Annotated in this window: 19 protein-coding genes; 18 read left to right on the forward strand and 1 reads right to left on the reverse strand. The window is 68.0% G+C overall.

Annotated elements, in window-relative coordinates:
- Positions 1 to 20: 20 nt before the first annotated feature.
- From C8D93_RS11965 to C8D93_RS12020, 12 genes are all read left to right on the forward strand, one after another.
- Positions 21 to 2153, forward strand: coding sequence for a hydantoinase/oxoprolinase family protein (locus C8D93_RS11965; protein WP_110265432.1), 2133 nt, complete (start codon positions 21 to 23; stop codon positions 2151 to 2153).
- A 16-nt stretch (positions 2154 to 2169) separates the two neighbouring features.
- Complete coding sequence (locus C8D93_RS11970) at positions 2170 to 4425, forward strand: hydantoinase B/oxoprolinase family protein (RefSeq protein WP_110265433.1); 2256 nt, start codon at positions 2170 to 2172, stop codon at positions 4423 to 4425.
- A gap of 67 nt (positions 4426 to 4492) precedes the next feature.
- A complete protein-coding gene (locus C8D93_RS11975; protein WP_110265434.1) occupies positions 4493 to 5308 on the forward strand; it encodes a glucose 1-dehydrogenase in 816 nt (271 codons plus the stop codon).
- A gap of 4 nt (positions 5309 to 5312) precedes the next feature.
- Positions 5313 to 6143 carry a hypothetical protein gene (locus tag C8D93_RS11980; protein ID WP_110265435.1) on the forward strand — a complete coding sequence of 277 codons (831 nt, stop codon included), beginning with the start codon at positions 5313 to 5315 and terminating at the stop codon, positions 6141 to 6143.
- 15 nt (positions 6144 to 6158) lie between these two features.
- On the forward strand, positions 6159 to 6617 hold the full coding sequence (locus tag C8D93_RS11985) for a DUF3237 domain-containing protein (RefSeq protein WP_110265436.1): 459 nt from the start codon (positions 6159 to 6161) through the stop codon (positions 6615 to 6617).
- A 21-nt stretch (positions 6618 to 6638) separates the two neighbouring features.
- Positions 6639 to 8678 carry an acetoacetate--CoA ligase gene (locus C8D93_RS11990; RefSeq protein ID WP_110265437.1) on the forward strand — a complete coding sequence of 680 codons (2040 nt, stop codon included), beginning with the start codon at positions 6639 to 6641 and terminating at the stop codon, positions 8676 to 8678.
- 40 nt (positions 8679 to 8718) lie between these two features.
- The gene (gene lipP1 / locus C8D93_RS11995) at positions 8719 to 9663 is read left to right on the forward strand and encodes a LipP1 family hormone-sensitive lipase (protein ID WP_110265438.1); all 945 of its coding nucleotides are present in this window, start codon (positions 8719 to 8721) and stop codon (positions 9661 to 9663) included.
- Positions 9660 to 10430: a glucose 1-dehydrogenase gene (locus C8D93_RS12000; RefSeq protein WP_110265439.1), complete on the forward strand. Its 771-nt coding sequence runs from the start codon at positions 9660 to 9662 to the stop codon at positions 10428 to 10430. The genes lipP1 and C8D93_RS12000 overlap by 4 nt, the downstream gene beginning before the upstream one ends.
- Before the next feature lie 4 nt (positions 10431 to 10434).
- Complete coding sequence (locus tag C8D93_RS12005; RefSeq protein WP_110265440.1) at positions 10435 to 11247, forward strand: alpha/beta hydrolase; 813 nt, start codon at positions 10435 to 10437, stop codon at positions 11245 to 11247.
- Positions 11248 to 11271: 24 nt separating this feature from the next.
- Positions 11272 to 12396, forward strand: a complete 1125-nt coding sequence (locus tag C8D93_RS12010) for a DUF5938 domain-containing protein (protein WP_110265441.1) — start codon at positions 11272 to 11274, stop codon at positions 12394 to 12396.
- 226 nt (positions 12397 to 12622) lie between these two features.
- Positions 12623 to 14944, forward strand: coding sequence for an efflux RND transporter permease subunit (locus C8D93_RS12015; RefSeq protein WP_110265442.1), 2322 nt, complete (start codon positions 12623 to 12625; stop codon positions 14942 to 14944).
- A 34-nt stretch (positions 14945 to 14978) separates the two neighbouring features.
- Complete coding sequence (locus tag C8D93_RS12020) at positions 14979 to 16637, forward strand: acyl-CoA dehydrogenase family protein (RefSeq protein ID WP_110265571.1); 1659 nt, start codon at positions 14979 to 14981, stop codon at positions 16635 to 16637.
- A 60-nt stretch (positions 16638 to 16697) separates the two neighbouring features.
- On the opposite strand, the gene C8D93_RS12025 is transcribed toward C8D93_RS12020, so the two are convergent.
- Positions 16698 to 17402 (reverse strand): TetR family transcriptional regulator, encoded by a 705-nt coding sequence (locus C8D93_RS12025; protein ID WP_110265443.1) that lies wholly within the window; start codon positions 17400 to 17402, stop codon positions 16698 to 16700.
- Positions 17403 to 17555: 153 nt separating this feature from the next.
- Between C8D93_RS12025 and C8D93_RS12030 the strand changes: the two genes are divergently transcribed.
- The 6 genes from C8D93_RS12030 to C8D93_RS12055 all read left to right on the forward strand — a co-directional run bounded on the left by C8D93_RS12030 (position 17556) and on the right by C8D93_RS12055 (position 23326).
- The gene (locus C8D93_RS12030; protein ID WP_110265444.1) at positions 17556 to 18644 is read left to right on the forward strand and encodes a ferredoxin reductase; all 1089 of its coding nucleotides are present in this window, start codon (positions 17556 to 17558) and stop codon (positions 18642 to 18644) included.
- 11 nt (positions 18645 to 18655) lie between these two features.
- Positions 18656 to 19738, forward strand: a complete 1083-nt coding sequence (locus C8D93_RS12035) for a fatty acid desaturase family protein (protein ID WP_110265445.1) — start codon at positions 18656 to 18658, stop codon at positions 19736 to 19738.
- 199 nt (positions 19739 to 19937) lie between these two features.
- Complete coding sequence (locus C8D93_RS12040; RefSeq protein WP_110265446.1) at positions 19938 to 20570, forward strand: TIGR04282 family arsenosugar biosynthesis glycosyltransferase; 633 nt, start codon at positions 19938 to 19940, stop codon at positions 20568 to 20570.
- Positions 20571 to 20627: 57 nt separating this feature from the next.
- On the forward strand, positions 20628 to 21338 hold the full coding sequence (locus C8D93_RS12045) for a c-type cytochrome (RefSeq protein ID WP_146216585.1): 711 nt from the start codon (positions 20628 to 20630) through the stop codon (positions 21336 to 21338).
- Positions 21339 to 21349: 11 nt separating this feature from the next.
- Entirely contained in the window at positions 21350 to 22195 is an 846-nt protein-coding gene (locus C8D93_RS12050) for a class I SAM-dependent methyltransferase (protein ID WP_110265448.1), read from the forward strand.
- A 99-nt stretch (positions 22196 to 22294) separates the two neighbouring features.
- Positions 22295 to 23326 carry an AraC family transcriptional regulator gene (locus C8D93_RS12055; RefSeq protein ID WP_110265449.1) on the forward strand — a complete coding sequence of 344 codons (1032 nt, stop codon included), beginning with the start codon at positions 22295 to 22297 and terminating at the stop codon, positions 23324 to 23326.
- Positions 23327 to 23368 lie beyond the last annotated feature (42 nt).

The raw sequence follows: 23368 nt of genomic DNA on the forward strand, positions 1-23368 counted from the left end.
AGACCCGCATGACGCAGCAAATGAAAAGAGTCTCCGTGGACATCGGCGGCACCTTCACCGACTGCTTCGTCGCCTGGGGCGACCAGCAGGTGCAGGCCAAGGCGCTGACCACGCACCACAACCTGGCGCAGGGCTTCAACGAGGCGCTGACCGAGGCCTGCCGCGAGCTCGGCGTCGAGGTCGGCGGCCTGCTGTCGCAGGTCGACTCGGTGCGCTACGCGACGACGCTCGGCACCAACGCGCTGATCGAGCGCAAGGGGCCGCGCATCGGCGTGCTGGTCACCAGCGGCTTCAAGCACACGATTCCGCTGTCGCGTGCACGCGGCTACGGCGAGGGTCTGCCGGAAGAAGAGCAGATGGACATCCCGAACGCCAAGCGTCCGGATCCCATCGTGCCGATTCCGATGATCCGCGAGGTACGCGAGCGCATCGACTATCTCGGCCAGGTCTTCTGGCGGCTCGACGAGGACGATGTGCGCCTGCGCATCCGCGAACTCGTCGACGCCGGTGCCGAGGCGCTGGTGGTGTCGTTCACCAACAGCGTGGTGAACCCGGTGCACGAGCTGCGCGTGCGCGAGATCTTCCTCGAGGAGTACCCGGGCCATCTGCTCGGCGCGATCCCGCTGCTGCTCGGTCACCAGGTGGCCGGCCGCAAGGGCGAGTACGCGCGCTCGCAGAGCACGATCATGGACGCCTACCTGCACGCGACCATGTACCACGGTCTCGGCACGCTGGAACTGAACCTGCGCGGCCAGGGCTACGACAAGCCGATGCTGGTCAACCACAACTCCGGCGGCATGGCGCAGCTCAACTCCACCGACGCGCTGCAGACCGTGCACTCCGGTCCGGTATCGGGGATCGCTGCCAGCGAGCACCTGATGCTGGCGGCGGGACTCGGCAACGTCGTCGCCACCGACATGGGCGGCACCAGCTTCGACATCGGCATCGTCGACCAGGGCGGCGTCAAGCACTATGACTTCAACCCGGTGATCGACCGCTGGCTGGTGTCGATCCCGATGGTGCATCTGCAGACGCTGGGCGCCGGCGGCGGCTCGATCTGCAGCTACGACCGCCTGTTCCGCACCGTCAAGGTCGGACCGCAGTCGGCCGGCTCGGACCCGGGCCCGGCCTGCTACGACCGCGGCGGCATGAAGCCGACGGTGACCGACGCCGACCTGATCCTCGGCTATCTCGATCCGAAGAACTACGCCAACGGCCACATTCCGCTGAACCCGCGCCGTGCCAGGCAGGCCTTCGAGGAGCTTTGCGACGACCTCGACATGGAGCTGGCCGACGTCGCCAAGCTGGTCAAGCAGACCGTCGACGCCAACATGGCCAACGGCATCGCCACCGAGCTGCGCACCAAGGGCTACGAGCCGCGCGACTTCACCGTGCTGGCCTACGGCGGCAACGGGCCGCTGCACGCCTGCGGCATCGCCGAGGTGCTGGGCATCGACCGCATCCTTGCGCCGCCGTTCTCGGCGGTGTTCTCGGCGGTGGGCGCCGGCAGCACCAACCAGATGCACATCCACGAGGTGAGCACCTGGACGGTACTGTTCGACCCGGCGCAGAAGCGCTTCTTCGACGACTACGCGAGTTTCAACGCGCACGTCGAGTCGCTCGAGCAGCGAGGCCGCGAGGACCTGACGCGCCAGGGCTTCGCCGCAGAGGACATCCGCTACCGGCTGGAGCTGGACATGCGCTACGGCAACCAGCGCGTGCAGACCGCGGTGGTCACCGACCTCAACCGTGTGCACAGCCAGCGCGACGTGCTGCGGCTGATCGATCAGTTCCACACCCGCTACGGCGAACGCTACGGCGCCGGCAGCCAGTCGCCGGAAACCGGCATCCGCATCAACACCATCCGCGTCTGTTCGTATGTCGAGCAGCGGCGCATGGCCTTCGGCGGCATCCAGGACGACGGCCGCGCCGGCCAGAGCGTCCAGCCCGTCGGCAGCCGCCAATGTCACTTCGTCGGCCACGACCAGCCGGTCGATACGCCGCTCTACGACGAGTCGGCGCTGGCCGAGGGCACGCGCATCGAAGGACCGGCGCTGGTCACCACGCGCGCCACCACCTATCTGGTCGAGCCGGGCTGGCGTTACTACGCCGCGGCCCAGGGCGCCGTGTGGTTCACGCGCGGCGGCCACTGAATCGAGGAGAACCCCCATGGATGACGTCAAGCTTTCCGCCGAAGACAAGGCCCTGCTCGATCAGTTCCTCGCCGAACACCGGCTGTTTCTCGGGCCCGATCCCGAGATCATGCGCAACCACACGCTCACCGAGCGCTCGCAGATGGAGCAGGCCGCCATCGCGAAGAACCCGGACCCGCACCAGATCCATCACATCCGCGGCCTGATCAACGCGGCGCTGTCCGAAGGCTTCCAGATGGTCAACCAGATGGGCGCCGCGCCGGGGGCCAAGTGGGGCGATCTGGTGACCGGCGTCTACACCGCGCAGGGCGACCTGGCGATGATCGCGCCGCACGGCATCATCGCGTTCGCCGCCTGCTGCTTCTACCCGATCCGCTTCATCATCAAGTACTGGGTGGACGATCCGACCGTCGGCGTACGCGACGGCGACGGCTTCATCCACAACGATGCGCGCTACGGCGGCATCCACAACACCGACCAGTCGATGATGCTGCCGCTGTTCTACAAGGGCGAGCTGGTCTGCTGGGTGTCGTCGACGGTGCACGAGGGCGAGAACGGCGCCTGCGAGCCGGGCGGCCTGCCGGCAGCCGCGGAGAGCAAGTACGACGAAGGCATCAAGATGTCGCCGTTCAAGGTCGTCGAGAACTTCCAGCTCAAGCGCGATCTCGTCACCTTCCTGCAGAATTCGGTGCGCGATCCCAAGCTGCAGCTCGAGGACATGAAGGTCAAGCTGCACGCGGCGATGCGCCTGCGCGAACGCATGATCAGCATCATCGAGCAGTTCGGCAAGGATGCCTTCGTCGCGACGCTGCGCATGCATCTCGAGGACACCGAGACCGAGATGCGCCGGCGCATCAAGGAACTGCCGGACGGCACCACGCGCGTGCTGCAGTTCATGGATTCCTCGCTGCGCGAGAACGTGCTGCAGAAGATCAGCCTGGCGATCCACAAGAAGGGCGATCGGCTGATCATGGATTTCCGCGGCACGGCCCCGCAGTTCATGAACCGCTCGGTCAACACCAACATCGCCTCGTTCAAGGCGGCGCTGTGTACCGGCCTGCTGCAGAACGTCTGGCCGGACCTGCCGCACACGATGGCGGTGCTCTCGCCGATCGAGGTCATCACCGACCGCAACACGATCATCGATGCCGAAGGCGAGATGCCGCAGGCGATGAGCCTGATGCCGCTGTTCAAGGCCTGCGTCTGCTGGACCATTCCGATGAACAAGCTGAACTACTCGGTGCCGCACCGGTACTCGGCGATCATCGCCTCGCAGTACGACCAGGCGGCCACGTTCATCTACGGCGGCATCACCCAGCACGGCGACGCCACCGGCAATTTCTGCGGCGACATCAACGGCAACGGGCAGGGCGCGCGCAGCCACGCCGACGGCGAGCACAGCATCTCGCCGGTATTCGGCTTCATGTGCGATTCCGGCGAGCACGAGATCAACGAGGAAGACACGCCGATCATCCGTCTCGGTGCCCAGCGTCTGGCCAAGGATCGCATCGGCTTCGGCAAGTACCGCGGCGGCATGGGCTACGAGCAGATCGCCACCGCGCGCGGCTCCGGCATGTGGGGCTTCATGACGGGTTGCGAGGGGTCCAAGTTCCCGTCGGCGCAGGGCCTGTTCGGGGGCTACTCGTGTCCGAGCTACCAGCTGATGAAGATCAAGGGCATCAACATCTTCGAGGAGCTCGACAAGAACCCGAAGGTGGTCGAGGAGTTCGACATCGTCCGGCTGATGAACGAGCGCCCGATCCCGGGCGGCAAGTACTCCAGCAACGACATGGGCATGACCTTCGAGCTGTGCAACGACGGCGAGATCTACATGATCTGCCAGGGCTCCGGCGGCGGCTACGGCGACGTGCTCGAACGCGATCCGGAGCTGGTCATGAAGGACCTGCGCGAGGATCTCATGAGCCACGACAACGCCTGGGACATCTACCGCGTCGTCTACGACCGCGAGAACCTGATCGTCGACGTCGAGGCGACCGAGAAGGCGCGTGCCGAAGAACGCAAGGCGCGCATCCAGCGCGGCAAGCCCTTCGAGGCGTTCTGCAAGGACTGGGTCACGCCCGAGCCGCCCACCGACGTGCCGTACCTCGGCAGCTGGGACGACAACACCGAAACCTGGGCGAGCATCCCCGGCATGATGCGGGTGAAGACGCCGTCCGACCAGATCCAGGGCGTGTTCATGCCCAACCCGAAGGACGTGCGCATCGCCCAGCTCGAGGCCGAACTGGAAGCCTGCCGCGGCGGCAAGGGCTAGCGCCGCGGCGCGGCCTGCCGGACGTCGGAACTGCAACGCCGCATCACAACAACGAGGAGAGCGCAGCGTGGACTATCAGAAGGCATTCCGGCTCGACGGCAAGGTCGCGCTGGTCACCGGAGCGGCACGGGGACTGGGTCGCGAGATCGCGCAGGCACTGGCGGCGATGGGCGCCCGTGTCGCGGTCAGCGACATTCTCGACGACGGTGCGAAGGCCACCGTCGAGCTGCTGCGCGCGTCCGGTGCGCAGGCACGGGGTTTCGTGCACAACGTCACCGACGAGGCGCAGTGGCAGGCGACGATCGCCGGCACGATCGAGGCGTTCGGCGGCATCGATATCCTCGTCAACAATGCCGGCGTCGAGTCCGGTGCGCTGCTCGCAGCCTGCACGGTCGAGGATTTCCGCCGCATCCAGGACGTCAACGTCACCGGCACCTTCCTCGGCTGCAAGCACGCGATCCAGGCGATGTCGCCGGGCGGTGCGTCCGGGCGCGGCGGCTCGATCGTGAACCTGTCCTCGGCCGCCGGCATGATCGGCGTGATCGCGCACGGCGCCTACGGTGCGTCGAAGGGCGCGGTGCGCACGCTGACCAAGACCGCCGCCGTCGAGTGCGGGCGGCTCGGTTCCGGTGTGCGCGTGAACTCGCTGCACCCGGGCCTGATCCTCACGGCGATGGGCGAGCAGTTGCTCGACGGCATCGTCGAGCTCGGTGTCGCCCCGGACCGCGCAGGCGCCGAGGCGGCGCTGCTCGCACTGCATCCGATCGGCCGCTTCGGCGAGCCGTCCGACGTCGCGGCCGCGGTGATCTATCTGGCGAGCGACGCCGCCAAGTGGGTCACCGGCGCGGAGCTGTCGGTGGACGGCGGCGTGGTCGCGGCCTGAGGCGATGAATCCCCTGATCTCGCGCTTGCAGCCGGGCGCCACACCGGGGCTGTGGATCGACGGTACGGACTACTGCGCGCGCCTGTTCGGCGCGGACGCACCGTGGTTGGACGTGACTGCCGGCGTGGCCTGGCTGCGCAAGGCGCAGGACCTGTTGCGCTCCGACGTGCTGGAACTCGATGCGATGCGCATCGTCGACGCCGCCTGCGCGGCACGGCTGGAACTGCGCACGGCGATGGCCGCCCGCTCGCGCGGCGGGTATGCGCTGAAGACCCTGCTCGCCGACGAATCGCTGCGCGCACTGCTGGTGGAGTGGGTCGTGGCGCTGCGCAGCGCCCTGCCGAACGCGCCGCTGTGCCTGCGCCTGCCGTCGCCGCGCGCGACCATTGGCCATGCATGGCAGCTCGCGCACGGCGCGCCGCCCGAGGATGCCGCGGACGAGGACATGATCGACGCGGCGGCACTGCATGTCGCCGATTTCCTGCGCGGGTTCTCCTCCGCCGGCCTCGACGCCCTGCTGCTCGACGAAGGCAGCGGCCCGATGCCCGCAGCCGACACGCTGGCGCTGTACCAGAGCGTGCTCAATGTTGCCGCCGGCTACCAGTGGGCCGTCGGCCTGGCCTGTCCGCAGGGGACGGGCGCGGCGGATCTGCCGGCCGCCTTCGCCTTCGCCGTGGCCGATGCGCCGCTGACGGTACCGACGGTGCTGCGCCTGCCGGCATCGGTGTGGGACGGCGGCGACGCCGGCCCGGCTGCACCGCTGCGCCACGTCCGCATTCCCGAGCCCACGCAGCCCGAACAGGTGCTGCGGCAGCTCGGCCAGCTTCGCGGTTGAACCGGGAGAGTACGCATGCATGCGCTGAAGACCGAGCACCTGTTCAGCTACGAGGCCACGCTGGCGCCGCCGGAAGTGATCGGCCCCGTGGTCGAGGGCATCCGCGTCAACTTCTGGGTGACCGGCGGCGTGGTCAAGGGCCCGCGCATCACCGGCAAGCTGCGCCCGGAGGGCGCGGACTTCTTCACGCTGCGGCCGGACGGCGTCGGTCTGCTGAACGTCAAGGCGGTGATAGAGACCGATGACGGCGCGCTGATCGATCTGGCTTACGAGGGAATCGCCGATCTCGGCCCGGACGCCCATGCCCGGTTTCTTGCCGGCGATCCGCCCACGCGCCTGGAGCTGCGCACCACGCCGCGTCTGCGCAGCACCCATCCCGCATATGCCGACCTGGCGCGACGACTCCACGTGGGCGTCGGCGTCGGGCAACTGGACACGCTGAGCGTCAGCTACGACATCTACACCGTCGGCTGAGCTCGCAGGAGAACTGACGAAATGGCGCAGAGCATCAAGCGCAAGGTGGAGGAGGGCGAGTGGCTGTGGACGCCGCGGCCGGATTTCGCGAAGGCCTCGCACGTGGCGCGGTACATGGACTGGCTGGACCGCAAGAAGCATCGCAGCTTCGAGGACTACGACGCGCTGTGGCGCTGGTCGGTGTCCGAGCCGGAGGACTTCTGGGCGTCGATCTGGGAATACTTCGACGTGCAGTCCGACCAGCCGTATCTTCGCGTGCTCGACCGGCGCGTCATGCCCGGCGGCAAGTGGTTCGAAGGCAGCCTGGTCAACTACGCCGAGCATCTGCTGCGGCACGAGACCCGGGCGGCACCCGGCGAAACGGTGTTCCATCATTGCTCGGAAGTGCGCCCGCTGGCGCGCATGGACTGGCAGACGCTGGGTCGCCAGGTGCGCATCCTCGCCACGCAGATGCGCGCGATGGGGGTCGAGCCCGGCGACCGTGTCGTCTCGTACATGCCCAACGTGCCCGAGACCGCGGTGGCGATGATGGCCACGGTGGCGATCGGCGCGATCTGGTCGTCGGCAGCGCCGGAGTTCGGCGTGCAGACGGTCGTTGACCGCTTCGCCCAGATCGAGCCCAAGCTGCTGTTCGCCGCCGACGGCTACCGCTTCGGCGGCAAGGACTTCAAGCGCGAAGCCGAGGTGCGCAAGATCATCGACGCGCTGCCGACGCTCAAGCAGGTCATCTGGCTCGACTACCTCAACCCGGGCACGCCGGCGCCGAGACTCGCCAACGTCGTGCGCTGGGCCGAGCTGATCGAGCAGCCGGACGTGCCGCGCGAGGAGTTCCGCTTCACGCGCGTGCCCTACGACCACCCGATCTGGATCGTGTTCTCGTCGGGGACCACCGGCCTGCCCAAGGCGATCGTGCACAGTCACGTCGGCGTGCTGCTCGAGCACCTGAAGCTGATGCACTTCCACCTGAACATGAAGCCCGGCGGGGCCATGTTCTTCTACAGCACCACCGGCTGGATGATGTGGAACCTGCTGCTGGCGGCGCTGCTGACCGGCAGCGCCGCGGTGCTCTACGACGGCAACCCCGCGCATCCGAATCCCGATTTCCTCTGGCAGCTCGCGGCCGACACGCGCACGACCAGCTTCGGTGCCAGCCCGACCTTCGTGCAGATGATGGAGAAGGCCGGCCTGCGCCCCGGCGAGAAGTTCGACCTGTCGGCGCTGGAAAGCATCGTCGTCGCCGGCGCGCCGTCGACGCCGGAGACCTTCGACTGGTTCTACCGGGCGGTGAAGAAGGATCTCTGGGTGACCTCGCAGTCCGGCGGCACCGAGATCTGCAGCGGTTTCGTCGGCGCTTCGCCGACGCTGCCGGTGCATGCCGGCGAGATCCAGACGCGGATGCTCGGCATGGACGTGCACGCCTGGCGCGACGACGGGACCGAGGCGCCGGCCGGCGAGGTTGCCGAGCTGGTCGCGACCACGCCGTTCCCGTCGATGCCCGTGTGCTTCTGGAACGACACCGACGGCAAGCGTTATCACGAGGCCTACTTCGACGTGTTCCCCGGCGTCTGGCGCCACGGCGATTTCATCAAGATCAACGAGCGGGGCGGATGCTACATATATGGTCGCAGCGACTCGACGCTCAACCGCTTCGGCGTGCGCATCGGTACGGCGGAGATCTACCGCACGGTCGAACAGATTCCGGAGGTTGCCGACAGTCTGATCGTCTGTTGCGAACTGCCGGGCGGCAAGTTCTTCATGCCGCTGTTCCTCAAGCTCAAGCCCGGTGCCGCGCTCGACAACGGCTTGCGTGACCGCATCAATGCCGCGCTGCGTGAGAATTGCAGCCCGCGACACGTGCCGGACCGCATCTACACCGTCGAGCAGATTCCGTACACGCTCACCGGCAAGAAAATGGAGATCCCGGTGCGCAAGATCCTGATGGGTTGGCCGCTGGCCAAGGCGGCCAGCCGCGACGCGATGATGAACCCGAGCGCCATCGACTGGTTCGTGCGCTTCGCGCAGGAGTCGATCGACTACCAGTGGCGCGCGGGTGCCGCGTGATCCGCAGACACGACCTTCCTTCCTTCAGCACGGAGACCCGATGAGCGAACTCAACCCCCAGGCCCGCCAGGTACTCGACCTCATGGCCGCCTCCGGAGCGCCGACCCTCGACCAGCTCCCGCCGGCCGACGCGCGCGCACTCGCACAACAGGCCTTCCTGTCGATGCAGGGGCCGAAGCCGGAGGTGGCATCGGTCACCGACTTCCAGATCGAGGGTGCCGGTGGCGCGATGCCGGTGCGCGTCTACCGTCCCCACGGCAGCACGGCGGACGAGATCCTGCCGGTGTGCCTGTACTTCCACGGCGGCGGTTTCGTGATCGGCGACATCCCGATCTACGACAATCTGTGCCGCATCCTCGCCAACGCGGCGCGCTGTGCGGTGGTCCTGGTCGAGTACCGGCTCGCGCCGGACGCCCGGTTTCCGGGCGCCGTCGACGATTGCTGGGCGACGACGCAATGGGTCGTCGCACAGGCCGGCGCCTTGAAGGTCGATGCGCAGCGCATGGCGGTCGCGGGAGACAGCGCCGGCGGCAACCTCGCCGCCGTCGTCGCACTGATGGCCCGCGATGCCGGCACACCGAAGCTGCGCTACCAGTTGCTGATCTACCCGGTCGTGCAGATCGCCGAGACCGAGAGCGCCAAGCGCAACGCCGATGGCTACTTCCTGACGGCGAAGCTGATGCAGTACTTCGTCGGTCACTACGTCGGGGACAATGCCGCCGCGCTGCAGGACTGGCGGCTCGCGCCGCTGCTCGCGGCCTCGCACAAGGAACTGCCGCCGGCGAGCATCCTCGTCTGCGGTTTCGATCCGCTGCACGACGACGGCGTCGCCTATGCGGAGAAGCTGCGCAGCGCGGGGGTTGCGGTGAAGTTCACCGCCTTGCCCGACCAGATTCACGGCTTCGTGTCGATGGACGGCGCGATTCCGGCGGCGACGCCGGCGATCGAGGCCCTGGCCCGCGAGATGGCTGAGGCGCTGAAATGAGCCGTGTGGCCGGCAAGGTCTGCGTCGTCACCGGCGCCGCGCGCGGCCTCGGGTTCGCCGCGGCGCAGCGGCTGCTTGCCGAGGGCGCGCAGGTGCTGATGACGGACGTCGACGCCGACGCCGGAAAGGCTGCGGCGCTGGACCTCGACGCCAGTGGCAAGCGCGCCGCGTTCACGACGCACGACGTGACCAATGTCGATGACTGGTCGCGCGTGCTCGATCTCTCGGAGAAGACCTTCGGCGCCGTCGATGTGCTCGTCAACAACGCCGGCGTCGCGGCGATCATGGATGTCGAGCAGCTCACACCGAAGGAGTGGCAGCGCACGCTGGACATCAACCTGTCCGGCGTCATGTACGGCACGCAGGCGGCGATCGCGCGCATGAAGGGCAGGGGCGGCTCGATCGTCAACATCGCGTCGATCGAGGGGCTCATCGGCGAGCAGCTCGTGCCGGCCTACAACGCCAGCAAGGGCGGCGTACGGATCTTCACCAAGTCCGCGGCGATCCACTGCGCACGCGCCGGGTACAACATCCGCATCAACAATGTCTGTCCCGGCTTTGCCGAGACGCAGATGGTCGCCGGTGCACTGGCCGGCATGGCTGCCGAGGATGCCCAGGCCTTTGCCGCGCGCACGCTGGCGCGCATTCCGCTCGGCCGCTTTGCCCAGCCCGCGGAGATCGCCGCCGCCGTGCTGTTCCTCGCGTCCGACGAGTCGAGCTACGTCACCGGCTCCGACCTGGTCGTCGACGGCGGCATGACCGCCTGAGCGCATGCGACTGGAAGTCCTCTCGCGGCTGCCGCAGCACGACGACGGACGGCCGCCGCTGCTGTTCGTGCACGGGGCCTGGCACGGTGCCTGGTGCTGGGACGAGCATTTCCTGCCGTACTTCGCGGAGCATGGCTGGCCGGCGTACGCGCTGAGCCTGCGCGGACACGGCAACAGCGAGGGCCGCGACAAGCTGCGCTGGACGCGCATCGACGACTATGTCGATGACGTGGCGCAGGTGGCCGACACGTTGCCGCGTCGACCGGTCGTCATCGGCCATTCGATGGGCGGCTGTGTCGTGCAGCGGTATCTGGAAGATCACGACGCCCCGGCGGCCGCGATCCTGGCGTCGGTGCCGCCGGCCGGCGTGCTGCCGACGGTGCTGCGCCTGATCCGCCGGCATCCGCTGACCTTCCTGCAGATGAACCTGCGGTTGAGTCTGTGGCCCATGGTCGACGCGCCGCACAAGGCGCGCGAGCATTTCTTCTCGCCCGACCTGCCGGCGGCCGATCTCGATCGCTACGCCGCGAAGCTGCAGGACGAGTCGTACCTCGGCTTTCTCGACATGCTCGCGTTCGCCCGGCCGCGGCCCGCGCGTGTCCGCCGGGTGCCGTTGCTGGTACTCGGTGCCGAACAGGACACGGTGTTCCTGTCGCAGCAGGTGCGCGACACCGCGCGCGCCTATGACGTCGAGCCGCAACTGATCGACGGGCTCGCGCACGACGTGATGCTCGATACACGCTGGCGCGAGGCTGCCGACGGCCTGCGCGCGTGGCTGGATGTCCACACTGGGCCTGCTTCCGCTGCCCGTTCCTGAACCGATACAAGAGGAGAGTGCCCCATGAGCAGCAAGAAGCCCGTCGTCATCTACGGTGCGAGCGGATACACCGGTCGGCTCGTTGCGGAGTACCTGCGCGAGTACCGCATCCCGTTCATCGCCGCGGGCCGTGACGCCAAGCGCACGCAGGAGGTGATGGACAAGGTGCCGGGCATCGAGAACGCCGACTACGAGGTCGCCGAGGTGGAGCACAGCACCGAGGCGCTGACCAAGCTGTTCAAGGGTGCCAAGGTGGTGTGCAACATGGTCGGGCCGTTCATGAAGTACGGCCCGGAGGCGGTCGAGGCGAGCCTCGCCGCCGGCTGCCACTACACCGATACCAACGGCGAGCAGAACTGGATGATGCACGCCGAGGAAACCTGGGGCGCAGCCTTCGCCAAGAAGAACCTGCTGCTGACGCCGGGCATCGCGCAGATGTACACCACCGGCGAGATCGCCGCGAACATCTGCCTGGAAACGCCGGGCATCGACACCCTGGACATCCTGGTGCTGTGGAAGGGCTTTCCGACCTACGCCTCCACGCAGACCATCTTCAGCATCCTCACCGCCAACTTCTACCACCTGGAACAGAACCAGTACGTGCAGTGGGCGCCCGATGCCAAGGTCGAGGCCATGGTGCCCGGCCAGCACGCGGTGGCGATGGCGCTGCCCTGGGGCGGCACGGCGCACCCGGTTTGGTTCAAGAACGATCCGCGTGTGTCGACCTGCAAGGCCATGGGCGGCGTCTTCGAGCGCAGCGTGATGGAGGGCGTGGTCCAGATCACCAGCGTGATCGAGGAGAAGATCAAGAAGCTGCCGAAGGCCGAGCAGGAGAAGGCGCTGTCCGACATGGCGGCGAGCCTGCAGTCCGGCATGCCGCCACGCGAGAATCCGCGCATCAACATCTCGGTGGATTCGGTGCATGGCAGCGGACCGCTGGCGCACGTGCACTGCGTGATCCATGGCAACTGCAACTACAAGCAGACCGGCCTGCTGCAGGCCTACACCGCGCACCACCTGCTGCAGGCGCCGCCGAAGCGCTACGGCTTCGCCTCCGGCTGCCAGGCCTTCGGCCATCGCGAGCTGCTCGGTGTGCTGCAGAGTTTCGGCCTGGTGTCGGCGCCGGTGGTGACACGCGCCGCGCCGTAGCACGGCGCATTGAATCCCTCTCCCGCTTGCGGGAGAGGGTGCCCGGAGGGCGGGAGAGGGCGGTGCGCAGCGCCGTTCGTTCGTCACCGGGAAACGTTGCGCAACCGCTTCGCGGCCCTATCCCCCAACCCCTCTCCCGCTTTGCGGGCGAGGGGAGCTGGCGTTATGCCCCCAAGGAGCATGCATACCGGATAGTATGTAAGCCTTCTCCGGGGAGGCTTCGTCCATGGAAGCGCGTATCGCCGCCGCACTCGTGCGGTATCGGCTGGTGTTGTTCGTCGTCGGCCTGCTGTCGCTGCTGGTGCTGGCGGCCGGCGCGCGCGATCTGTGGTTCGAAGGCAGCTACCGCATCTTCTTCTCCGACGATGATCCCTACCTGGTTGCCAACGACCAGATCGAGGCGTCGTACACCAAGGCCGACAACATCGCCTTCGTCGTCGCCCCGGACGATGGCGAGGTGTTCACCCGGCACACGCTGCAGGCCCTGCGCGAACTGACCGAGGCCGGGTGGACGCTGCCGCGCTCGATCCGCGTCGATTCGATCACCAACTTCCAGCACGCCGTCGCAGAGGCGGACGACCTGCTGGTCAATGACCTCGTCCCCGACCCGGATACGCTCAGCGACACGGACATCGCGCAGTTGCGCGAGATCGCCCTGGCCGAGCCGGCACTGGCCGGCGCATTGCTGTCGCGGCGCGCACACGTGGCCTCGGTGAACGTGCGCCTGGAGATGCCGGGCGACAGCCGCGAGACCAGCGAGGTCAACCTCGAGGTCATGCAGGCCGCGCGCGCCTTGCGCGACGACTTCGAGGCGCGCTATCCGCACCTGGACATCCACCTGATGGGGCAGGTCGTCGTCAACCACGCCTTCAACGAGCTGGCCGAGGCGGATGCCGGCACGCTGGTGCCGGCGATGTTCCTCGTCGTCGTCGTGCTGCTGGCGCTGTTCCTGCGATCCGTGGGGGCGGTGGCGGTGACCAGTGCGGTGATCATCGCCAGCATCGTCGCGACCGTCGGCGTGCTCGGCTGGCTGGGCTATCAGGTCAACCAGATCAACGTGTCGGCGCCGGTGATCATCCTGACGCTGGCGGTATCCGACTGCGTGCACATCCTCGTGCACTACCTCAACGACCTGCGCCGCGGCATGGCCAAGCCGGACGCGATGCGCCATGCCCTGGAGATCAACGTCGCGCCGGTGTTCCTCACCAGCCTGACGACCGCCATCGGCTTCTTCTCGCTCAACAGCAGCGACTCGCCGCCGTTCCGCGAACTCGGCACGGTGGTGGGCTTCGGCGTGTTCGCGGCGATGTTCTTCGCGCTGGTGGTGCTGCCGACGCTGATGCTGTGGCTGCCGGCGCGGGTGCGCGCGCAGACGCAGTTCCAGCAGCTGCACTTGGCCGGTCTGGCCGACCGCATCCTCGCGCGTCACGGCCTGTTCTTCTTCGGCACCAGCGCCGTCGCCCTGGTGCTGATCGCGTTCATGCCGCGCAACGAACTCAACGACGACACCGTCGCCTACTTCAAGCCGCCGCTGGAGATCCGCACGGCCTTCGACTTCGTGCAGGACAACCTCACCGGCGTGGACAGCGTGGCCTATTCGCTCGATGCCGGTGCGCCCAACGGCATCAACGAGCCGGCCTACCTGCACAAGGTGGAGGCGTTCAAGACCTGGCTCGAGCAGCAGCCCGAAGTGACGCACGTGGCCAGCTTCACCGACGTGGTCAAGCGCCTGAACCGCAACATGCACGGCGACGATCCGGCGTACTACCGGATTCCGGACGATCGCGAGCTGATCGCGCAGTATGTTTTGCTCTACGAGCTGTCACTGCCGCAGGGGCTGGATCTCAACGACGCCATCACCTTCGACAAGTCGGCGACACGCGTCAGCGTCAGCATCAACAACGTCGCCTCGCGCGGCCTGATCGCCTTCGAGCAGCGCGCCGCCGCGTGGCTCGAGCAGAACGCGCCGGAGTTCGCAGCGCAGGGCTCCAGCGTCAGCCTGATGTTCGCGCACATCGGCCAGAACAACATCTACAGCATGCTGCGCGGTTCGCTGATCGCCATCGTGCTGATCGCCCTGACCCTGATCGTCGCGCTGCGGTCGGTGAAGTTCGGCCTGCTGTCGCTGCTGCCCAACGCGTTTCCGGCGGCCATCGCCTTCGGCGTCTGGGGGCTGGTCGACGGCAAGGTGAACCTGGCCGCCGCCGGCGTGTTCTCGATCACGCTGGGCATCGTCGTCGACAACACCATCCATTTCTTCAGCAAGTACCTGTACGCGCGGCGGCAGCGCGGGGAGGACACGGCGGCGGCGATCCGCTACGCGTTCTCCACCGTGGGCGCGGCGCTGCTGGTGACCACCGTGGCGCTGGCCCTGGGCTTCCTGATCCTGGCGCAGTCGAATTTCGCGGTGAATGCGACCATGGGCCTGATGACGGCCATGATCATCGGCATCGCGCTGGTGTTCGACCTGCTGTTCCTGCCGGGCCTGCTGATGCGTGCCGACCGCGCGTCCGCGCAACGGCAGCCGGCGGGCGCACGGCCTGTGTGAAGATAGTCGCTCCACCGGTCCGCAGGAGCCTGTCATGAGCCCCGAAAGCCCGTTCTTCACGCACGAGGTCGAGAACCAGGCGCCGCCGCTCGGCGACTACGACGCATGGGGCACCGACACGGTCTTGCGCGAAGGGGTCGCGCGCGAAGGCGGCGGCTGGGCCGAGGCGCATCTGGCGGCATTCGGTGTGGTGGCGGGCGGCGAGCTGATGCGCCAGGGCTATGTCGCCAACGAGAACAAGCCGAAGCTGCGCGCCTTCGACCGCTACGGGCACCGTCTCGACGAGGTCGAGTTCCATCCGGCCTACCATCGCGTGATGCAGCTGGGCATGCAGTACGGCGTGCATGCGTTTGCGTGGCGCAACGAGGACAAGCCCGGCGCCCACGTCGCGCGCGCGGCCTTGTCCTACATGCACGCGCAGGCCGAAGCCGGCACCGGCTGTCCGCTGACGATGACGCACTCGGCCGTGCCGACTCTGCGCCACGGCACCGCGCTGGCCCAGCGCTGGCTGCCGAAGATCAACAGCTACGACTACGACCCGCGCGTGATGCCGATGGCCGAGAAGACCGGCTGCACGATCGGCATGGGCATGACCGAGAAGCAGGGTGGTTCCGACGTGCGCGCCAACAGCACGCGCGCCGTGCGCCAGGCGGACGGCAGTTATCGCATCGTCGGCCACAAGTGGTTCTTCTCGGCGCCGATGTGCGATGCCTGGCTGGTGCTGGCCTATACATCGTCTGATGGGGGGGGCGCCGGTCTGGGCTGCTTCCTGATGCCGAAGGTCCTCGACGACGGCAGCCGCAACGCGATCCGCATCCAGCGTCTCAAGGACAAGCTCGGCGACTGGAGCAACGCCTCGAGCGAAGTCGAGTTCCACGATGCCCGGGCCGAGATCGTCGGCCAGGAAGGCCGCGGCGTGGCGACTATCCTGCAGATGGTGGCGCTGACCCGGCTGGACTGCATGATCGGATCGAGCGCGCTGATGCGCCAGGCGCTGGTGCAGGCGCTCCACCACGCGCGGCATCGCAAGGCGTTCGGCAAGCGCCTGGCCGAACATGCGCTGATGAAGAACGTGCTTGCCGACCTGGCGCTCGATTCGGAAGCCTGCACCGCGCTGACGCTGCGCGTGGCGCGGGCCGTCGACGCCTCGCCGCGCGACGCCGGCGAGGCAGCGTTCGCACGCCTCGCCACGGCCATCGGCAAGTACTGGATCTGCAAGCGCTGTCCGCCCTTCATCAACGAGGCGCAGGAATGTCTCGGCGGCGCCGGCTACGTCGAGGAAAGCAACCTGCCGCGGCTGTACCGGCAGGCGCCGCTGAACTCGATCTGGGAGGGCAGCGGCAACATCCAGTGCATCGACGTGCTGCGTGCGCTGAACAAGGAGCCGGAGACGCGCGAGGCCTTCTTCGCCGAGCTGCTGGCGGCCAAGGGCGCGCATGCGGATCTCGACCGCGAGATCGGCTGGCTGTCGTCGGCCTTCGATGACGTCACGACGCTGGAGCTGCGCAGCCGCATGATCGTCGAGCGCATGGCGCTGGCGCTGCAGGCGTCGGTGCTGCTGCGTGCCGGCGTGCCCGGTGCCGAGCTGTTCGCCACCACCCGCCTCGGCGGTGAGCACGGCCTCAACTACGGCACGCTGCCGGCGGATGCTCCGTTCGACGCGATGATGGCGCGCGCGGCGGTGGCGGCATAGGGCCACGCTGCCGTCGTCCCCTCTCCCGCGTGCGGGGGAGGGGACTGAATCCAACCGCGCTCAGCCGCTGCTGCGGCTGCTGTCCCAGGCGCCGGCGCCGAGCATCACCAGGCGCATCTGCTTTTCGGCGTGGCGGTAGATGCGCGTCAGCGCCTCCTTGTCCTTCGGCGGCGTGTCGAGCACCAGCTCGCTCGCGGCGACGACGACGTTGACCATCAGACCCGCGAGCATCTGCAGGTCCTCGGCGCTGAACTTGCCCAGCGCGGGAAAGCGCGACAGGTCTACCGCCAGCTCGCCGACCCAGAGCCGCACTTCCTTGCGGATCGCGACGCGAATGACCGTGGAGCCGGAGAACCGCTCCTTGGCGATGAAGCTGAAATGCGCGCGATGCGCGCCGACGTGATCCAGGAACACCTTGACCGACGCGCGGATCATGCGCGTGCTCGGCAATCCGCCGGCGCGCGCCTTGCGCATCATCTCGTGCAGGGATTCGAAGGAATCCTCGATCAGTGCATGCCCCAGCTCCTCCATGCCGGAGAAGTGGCGGTAGAAGGCGGCCGGGGTGATGCGCGCGCCGCGCGCGACTTCGCGCAGGCTCAGGCTGGAGAAGCTGCGCTCGCCTTCGAGCAGGGCCAGCGCGGCATTGATCAGGGCGCGGCGCGTCCGGCGCTTGCGCCAGTCGCGGCCGCCATCGGGCTCGGCCTCGACGGTTTCGCCGTCGCCGGGCGGCTGCGACGGCCCGTCTGATCGCTTCCTGCTTCTCATGGTGAACACAGCATAGCAGCAGAAGGGGTGTTTCAGCGACTATAAATTCAATAAAAACAGTCGTGAACGGAAAAGCGGTAAACAAGTGTTGACTGACATGCTGCGATGCACATACAGTTTACACACGTTTACTGATCTGTCGATGGAGTCCCCATGGCTGATGACCGCCTCCCCGCCGCAACGCTGAACTCCGCACGCTGGCTGCAGCGTGCCGCCGGCGCGCTGACCTGGCCACTGAACCCGTCCGACTATCTCGGCGCGCTGTTTGCCGATACCGCCGGCGGCAACGCCGTGGTCGAGCGCATCGGGCACCCGACGCCGGATGCGGTGACGCTGACCTTGCGCGTGCCACGCGGCTTCCCGCGCCACCGGGCCGGACAGTTCGTGCGCCTGGGTGTCGATATCGACGGCGTGCGCCACAGCCGCTGCTATTCGATCGCCTCGGCGCCGGAACGCGACGACGGCTGCATCGAGATCACCGCCAAGGCGATTGCCGGCGGCCGTGTGTCCGCCCATCTCAACGAGCTGCTGCGCGTCGGTGCACGCCTGCAGATCGATGCGCCGGCCGGCGACTTCGTGCTGCCGGAGTGGCTGCCGGAGCGCCTGCTGTTCATCACCGCCGGCAGCGGCATCACGCCGGTGATGGGCATGCTACGCAGCCTCGACGCCCGTGGCACGGTGCCCGAGGTGACCCTCGTCCATGCCGCCCCGGACGCCGCCTCGATGATCTATGGCGATGAACTGGCGGCATTCGCCGCGCGTCACCCGCAGGTCACGCTGCATCGCGTGTACACGCGTGCGCAGGGCCGCTTCGACGTGTCGCAGCTCGACGCGGTCTGCGAAGGCTGGGCCGGGTGCGAGACCTGGGCCTGCGGCCCGGACGCGCTGCTGCAGCAGCTCGAGGATCACTGGCAGCAGGCCGGTATCGGCGCGCGGCTGCATACCGAGCGCTTCCGCCCGCGTGTACCGCAGGCGGGCGATGCCACCGCCGCCCGCGTGCAGTTCCTGCGCAGCGCGCGCGTCGTGGACGGTCGCGGCGACCAGCCGGTGCTCGACCTGGCCGAACTCAACGGCCTGTCCCCGGCGCACGGCTGCCGCATGGGCATCTGCCACGGCTGCACCGCAACGCTCAAATCCGGCTGCGTGCGCGACCTGCGCAACGGCAAGACTTTCGACGAAGAAGGCGACCTCGTGCAGATCTGCGTCTGCGCGCCGATCGGCGATGTCGAGATCGACCTCTAAGGAGCCCCCCAATGAGCCATACGCACTATCTCACCGACGCCCAGGCCGATGCCTTCGGCCGCGAACTCGACGCGATCCGCGACGAGATCAAGGCCAGCCTCGGCGAATCCGACGCGGCCTACATCCGCCGCATGATCCGTATCCAGCGCGGACTGGACATCGGCGGCCGCGCGCTGCTGTTCGCTGGCGTCCTGCCGCCCGCATGGCTCGCCGGTACGGCGATGCTGTCGATCGCCAAGATCCTCGAGAACATGGAGGTCGGCCACAACGTCATGCACGCGCAGTGGGACTGGATGAAGGATCCCAAGATCCACTCCACGACCTGGGAGTGGGACACCGCCTGCCCGTCGGACCAGTGGAAGCACTCGCACAACTACATGCACCACACGTACACCAATGTCGTGGGCATGGATCGCGACGTCGGCTACGGCATCCTGCGCATGAGCCCGCAGCAGCCGTGGCGGCCGTGGAACCTCGGCCAGCCGGTGTACAACGCACTGCTTGCCGGGCTGTTCCAGTACGGCGTCGCGCTGCACGACGTGGAGTTCGAGCGCGTGCTCGAAGGCAAGAAGACCTGGCGCGATGCCTGGGCGCGGCTCAAGGCCATCGGCCGCAAGACCGGCCGGCAGACGCTCAAGGACTACGTGCTGTTCCCGCTGCTGGCCGGGCCGTTCTTCCTGTACGTGTTCTCCGGCAATCTGGTCGCGAACTTCGTCCGCAACCTGTGGGCGTACACGATCATCTTCTGCGGACACTTCCCGAGCGGCTCGCACACCTTCAGTGCGGCCTCGGTCGAGAACGAAAGCCGCGGCCGCTGGTACCTGCGCCAGCTGCTCGGCTCCTGCAACATCAAGGGGGGCAAGGTCTTCCACATCCTGTCCGGCAACCTGAGCCACCAGATCGAGCACCACCTGTTCCCCGATCTGCCGAGCAACCGCTACGCCGAGATCGCGCCGCGCGTGCAGGCCCTGTGCGAGCAGTACGGCCTGCCGTACAACACCGGCTCGCTGGCGCGCCAGTTCGGCACGACCACCTGGCGCGTGCTGCGCCTGAGCCTGCCCGGAGGCCAGTCGCTGGAGCCGCAGCTCGCCTGAGCGCGAACGCCGTCCTTGCATGTCTCGCCTCGGACATCCATGGCCGGGCGTTCGGGATCGCTGCGAGTGCACCGGCACTCGCAAAAACAAGATCGCTCTCTTGCTCGCGGGAGAGGGCAGGGCGCGCGGACCACGGGCAGGCGGGGTCGGGGCAGACGTATGCTTGCGGCGTCTCTGACGTGCACGCCCGACGCCCGACATGTCCGCTCCCTTCGCCATCGGCATCATGGCCCGCGCGCCGGTGGCGGGCGAAACCAAGACCCGCCTGATTCCGGCGCTGGGCGCCGAGGGGGCGGCACAGCTGCAGCGCAAGCTGACCCTGCAGGCGCTGCAGACCGCGGTGCAGGCTGCGCGGCAGGCCGTCGTCCTGTTCACGGCGGGTGACGCGCGACACCCGTTCTGGGCCGAATGTACGGACCGCTTCGGCGTGCGCTGCATCGGGCAGCGGGGAGCGCACCTGGGTGCGCGCATGCTGCAGGCGCTGCAGACGCTGTTGCAGACGCATGAGACGGCGGCCCTGATCGGCACCGACTGTCCGGCGCTGCAGCCCCGGCACCTGATCGACCTGCGCGACGGTGTACAAACGCCACGCATGGCCTTCATCCCGGCGGAAGACGGCGGCTACGTTGCCGTCGCGGCACGCGAACCGCTGGCCTCCGCCTTCGGCACGCTGGACTGGGGCACTTCCGCGGTGATGGCGCAGACGCGCGCGGCACTGCTGGCCGGCGGTTGGCGGGCCGGGCACGACTGGGCGGAGTTGGCGCCGCTGTGGGACCTCGACCGCCCGGCCGACCTCGAGCGTGCGCGCCGGGAAGGCTGGCTGCCGGACTGACACAGACCCGACATCAGGCCGCCGCATGCTGCGGCGATGAACCAAACCGACCGATCGATGAGGTCTGCGAGGGGGTGGGCCGTCCTGCTGCTCGCTGCCGTGCTGATCGCCTGCAGCGGCTATGACGGCCGCCCGCAGGGCGAGATCGGCGCGACGCCGAGTCCGGCGCCGCAGGCGGATGCCGGTCCGATCGACCTCGGGCGTGGCGAGGCGCTCTACCAGGACCTGTGTGCGCACTGCCACGGTCCCGAAGCCGAGGGCGGGCGAGGCTGGCCCTCGCTGCGCGATGCCAGTTGCCAGTCCTGCGGCGAGTACACGGACCTGTGGCAGACGATCGAGGCGACGATGCCGTGGCGTGCGGCGAACCAGTGCGGCCGTCGCTGCGCGCGCGACATTGCCGCATGGATCGTCAACGACCTGTCGACGACGCCGAGCTGCACGATCAACTTCGAGTACGCGCAGATCGCGATGCAGGACTTCCGAGCGACCGTGCGCATCGCCAACCGGCGGGGACTCGACGTGGAATCCTGGACGCTGGCGTGGACGCCCGACGCCGGCCAGCGCATCACTGCCGTCGAGGGTGGCGATATCGAGCCACGCGCCACCGACCTGCTGCTCACGCCCGCCGCGGCCCATGCGCGCATCGCCGACGGCGGCGAGGTGCAGATCGTGCTCGAGGGGACGCACGAGGGCGTGAACACGGTCCCCGAGGACCTGCGGCTGGAAGCGCCGCCCTGCTTCGCGGCAGCGCCGGCGGCTGGGTGGTAGCCTCACCCGCGATGCCCCCCCATCTCCCGCTGCTCACCCGATCGGTTCACGATGCACTCGCAACGGCCCGCGACGCCGGCGAGGTCACGCTGGCCTGTTCGCTCGACCTGCAGCGGTCGACGACGACGGTCGGCATCGGCGCCGATGCCTGGCGCTGGAACGACCGCGACTGGCCCTACCCGGACAAGTGCAAGGAGCGCACGGTCTATCACTGGAACGGCGAGGCCTTCGAACCGGTGTCGCGCTACGGCGAGTCGCTGATCAAGCTCGTGCCCACCGATTGGGGGCCGCCCACCTTCGAGATCGACGGCATCAAGATGCTGCCGACGGCGCAGGTCTCGCCGTATGCCGACGCCGAGCGCAAGGTCGGACTCATCGAGCCGCGCGGCAAGACCGTCCTCGACACCTGCGGCGGCCTCGGCTACTTCGCCGCCTGCAGCCTCGCCGGTGGCGCCGCGCGCATCCAGTCCTACGAGAGGAATGCGGACGTCATCTGGCTGCGTGGCCTCAACCCCTGGTCACCGTCGGTCGAAGACAGCGACGGTCGGCTGCAGCTCACCTGGGGGGATGTGAGCGAGCACATCGGCAGCCTGCCGTCCGAGTCCTTCGATGCCGTCCTGCACGATCCGCCGCGCTTCGGCATCGCCGGTGAACTGTATTCTCAGGCCTTCTACGACCAGCTCGCGCGCGTGCTGCGCCCCAACGGTCGCCTGTTCCACTACACCGGTACGCCGAACAAGCTGACCAGTCGGCGCGACGTGCCGAACGAGGTGTCCGGGCGGCTGCAGCGCGCCGGCTTCCGCACCGAGGTGATCGGCGACGGCGTGCTAGCGATCAAGGGCGCAGGCCGACGTTGAGCCATGGGCTCCGGGCTTGATTCCGAGGCGGACTGCGGTCGGAAGAAATCCGTATCGCGGTGTGGGCTACCGGGCTGACGGCTTCGCCATAATGGGGGTATGGCCAAGCCCTTGCATCAGCGGGTCGTCCCTTCCACGTTCACGCTACTGCTCCACGACTATCTGGAGTCCTGCGGCTACGTTCCGGACGAGGTTCTCGGCGTGTCGCGACCGGCTGTCGATCCCGACGGCCAGGATCGAGTCGACGTCGTGCAATGGGAGCAGATGCTCGAGCGCGCGATGGCGCATCTGAACGACCGACAGCTTGGCCTGAAGCTGGGCGCGACGGTCCGCGCGCGACATCTGGGCGTGGTCGGACACCTGCTGCTGGCGTCGGAGAACTTCGGGGTGGCTCTGACCCGGCTGGAGCAGTATCAGCGGCTGATCTTCGACGCGATTCCGATGACGCGGCGCGAGACGCCGGACGCGATCGAGATGGTCTGGGACATCAGCGAGTTCCGCACCGGCATCCTCGTCGGCGAAACGGGATTCGCGGCGATGGTGCAGTTCTGCCGCAGCCTGATGGAGGGTCGTGCCGATCCGCACTCGGTGGACTTCGCGCATCCGCCGCCGGACGACATCCGGCCGTACGAGGAGTTCTTCCGCTGCCCGGTGCGCTTCCTGTGCCCGGCCCCGATCATCCGTGTCGGGTATGAGCTGCTTGCGCGGCCGTTGCGCAAGACCGATGCGGCGCTGGAGAAGCTGCTCGAACAGCACGCCCAGCGCCTGCTGGCGCAACTGCCGCGCCAGGAGCCCGTGGTGATGCAGGTACGACGGGTGATCGCCGAGCTGTTGCGCGACGGCGAACCGATGATCGACAGCGTCAGCAGCCAGCTGTGCTGCTCGCCGCGCACGCTGCAACGACAGCTCAAGGCCGCCGGTACGAGCTTTCGCGACGAGACCAACCTCGTGCGCAACGAGCTGGGCAAGTCCTATCTGCGCGATGAGCAGCTCACGCTGGCGGACATTGCGCTGCTGCTCGGCTACTCCGAGCACAGCGCCTTCACGCGCGCCTTCCGCAAGCAGAACGGCTGCACGCCGCAGCAGCTGCGCGAGAGGCTGCAGACCGGGTGGCACGCGCTCGACCGGTAGGCCGGAGCGTCGCGTCCGCGTGGCGCAAAGTGTCAAGGTCGC

This window comes from Sinimarinibacterium flocculans (genome assembly GCF_003201205.1).
In the GTDB taxonomy this organism is placed as follows: Bacteria; Pseudomonadota; Gammaproteobacteria; order Nevskiales; family Nevskiaceae; genus Solimonas; species Solimonas flocculans.

Coding starts and splice junctions, on each gene's coding strand:
- C8D93_RS12030 (WP_110265444.1), top strand. CDS start 17,556: ATGGCTGATGACCGCCTCCCCGCCGCAACGCTGAACTCCGCACGCTGG.
- lipP1 (WP_110265438.1), top strand. CDS start 8,719: ATGAGCGAACTCAACCCCCAGGCCCGCCAGGTACTCGACCTCATGGCC.
- C8D93_RS12015 (WP_110265442.1), top strand. CDS start 12,623: ATGGAAGCGCGTATCGCCGCCGCACTCGTGCGGTATCGGCTGGTGTTG.
- C8D93_RS12050 (WP_110265448.1), top strand. CDS start 21,350: ATGCCCCCCCATCTCCCGCTGCTCACCCGATCGGTTCACGATGCACTC.
- C8D93_RS11965 (WP_110265432.1), top strand. CDS start 21: ATGAAAAGAGTCTCCGTGGACATCGGCGGCACCTTCACCGACTGCTTC.
- C8D93_RS12005 (WP_110265440.1), top strand. CDS start 10,435: ATGCGACTGGAAGTCCTCTCGCGGCTGCCGCAGCACGACGACGGACGG.
- C8D93_RS11980 (WP_110265435.1), top strand. CDS start 5,313: ATGAATCCCCTGATCTCGCGCTTGCAGCCGGGCGCCACACCGGGGCTG.
- C8D93_RS12010 (WP_110265441.1), top strand. CDS start 11,272: ATGAGCAGCAAGAAGCCCGTCGTCATCTACGGTGCGAGCGGATACACC.
- C8D93_RS11990 (WP_110265437.1), top strand. CDS start 6,639: ATGGCGCAGAGCATCAAGCGCAAGGTGGAGGAGGGCGAGTGGCTGTGG.
- C8D93_RS12040 (WP_110265446.1), top strand. CDS start 19,938: ATGTCCGCTCCCTTCGCCATCGGCATCATGGCCCGCGCGCCGGTGGCG.
- C8D93_RS12020 (WP_110265571.1), top strand. CDS start 14,979: ATGAGCCCCGAAAGCCCGTTCTTCACGCACGAGGTCGAGAACCAGGCG.
- C8D93_RS12025 (WP_110265443.1), bottom strand. CDS start 17,402: ATGAGAAGCAGGAAGCGATCAGACGGGCCGTCGCAGCCGCCCGGCGAC.
- C8D93_RS11970 (WP_110265433.1), top strand. CDS start 2,170: ATGGATGACGTCAAGCTTTCCGCCGAAGACAAGGCCCTGCTCGATCAG.
- C8D93_RS11985 (WP_110265436.1), top strand. CDS start 6,159: ATGCATGCGCTGAAGACCGAGCACCTGTTCAGCTACGAGGCCACGCTG.
- C8D93_RS12045 (WP_146216585.1), top strand. CDS start 20,628: ATGAGGTCTGCGAGGGGGTGGGCCGTCCTGCTGCTCGCTGCCGTGCTG.
- C8D93_RS12055 (WP_110265449.1), top strand. CDS start 22,295: ATGGCCAAGCCCTTGCATCAGCGGGTCGTCCCTTCCACGTTCACGCTA.
- C8D93_RS12000 (WP_110265439.1), top strand. CDS start 9,660: ATGAGCCGTGTGGCCGGCAAGGTCTGCGTCGTCACCGGCGCCGCGCGC.
- C8D93_RS12035 (WP_110265445.1), top strand. CDS start 18,656: ATGAGCCATACGCACTATCTCACCGACGCCCAGGCCGATGCCTTCGGC.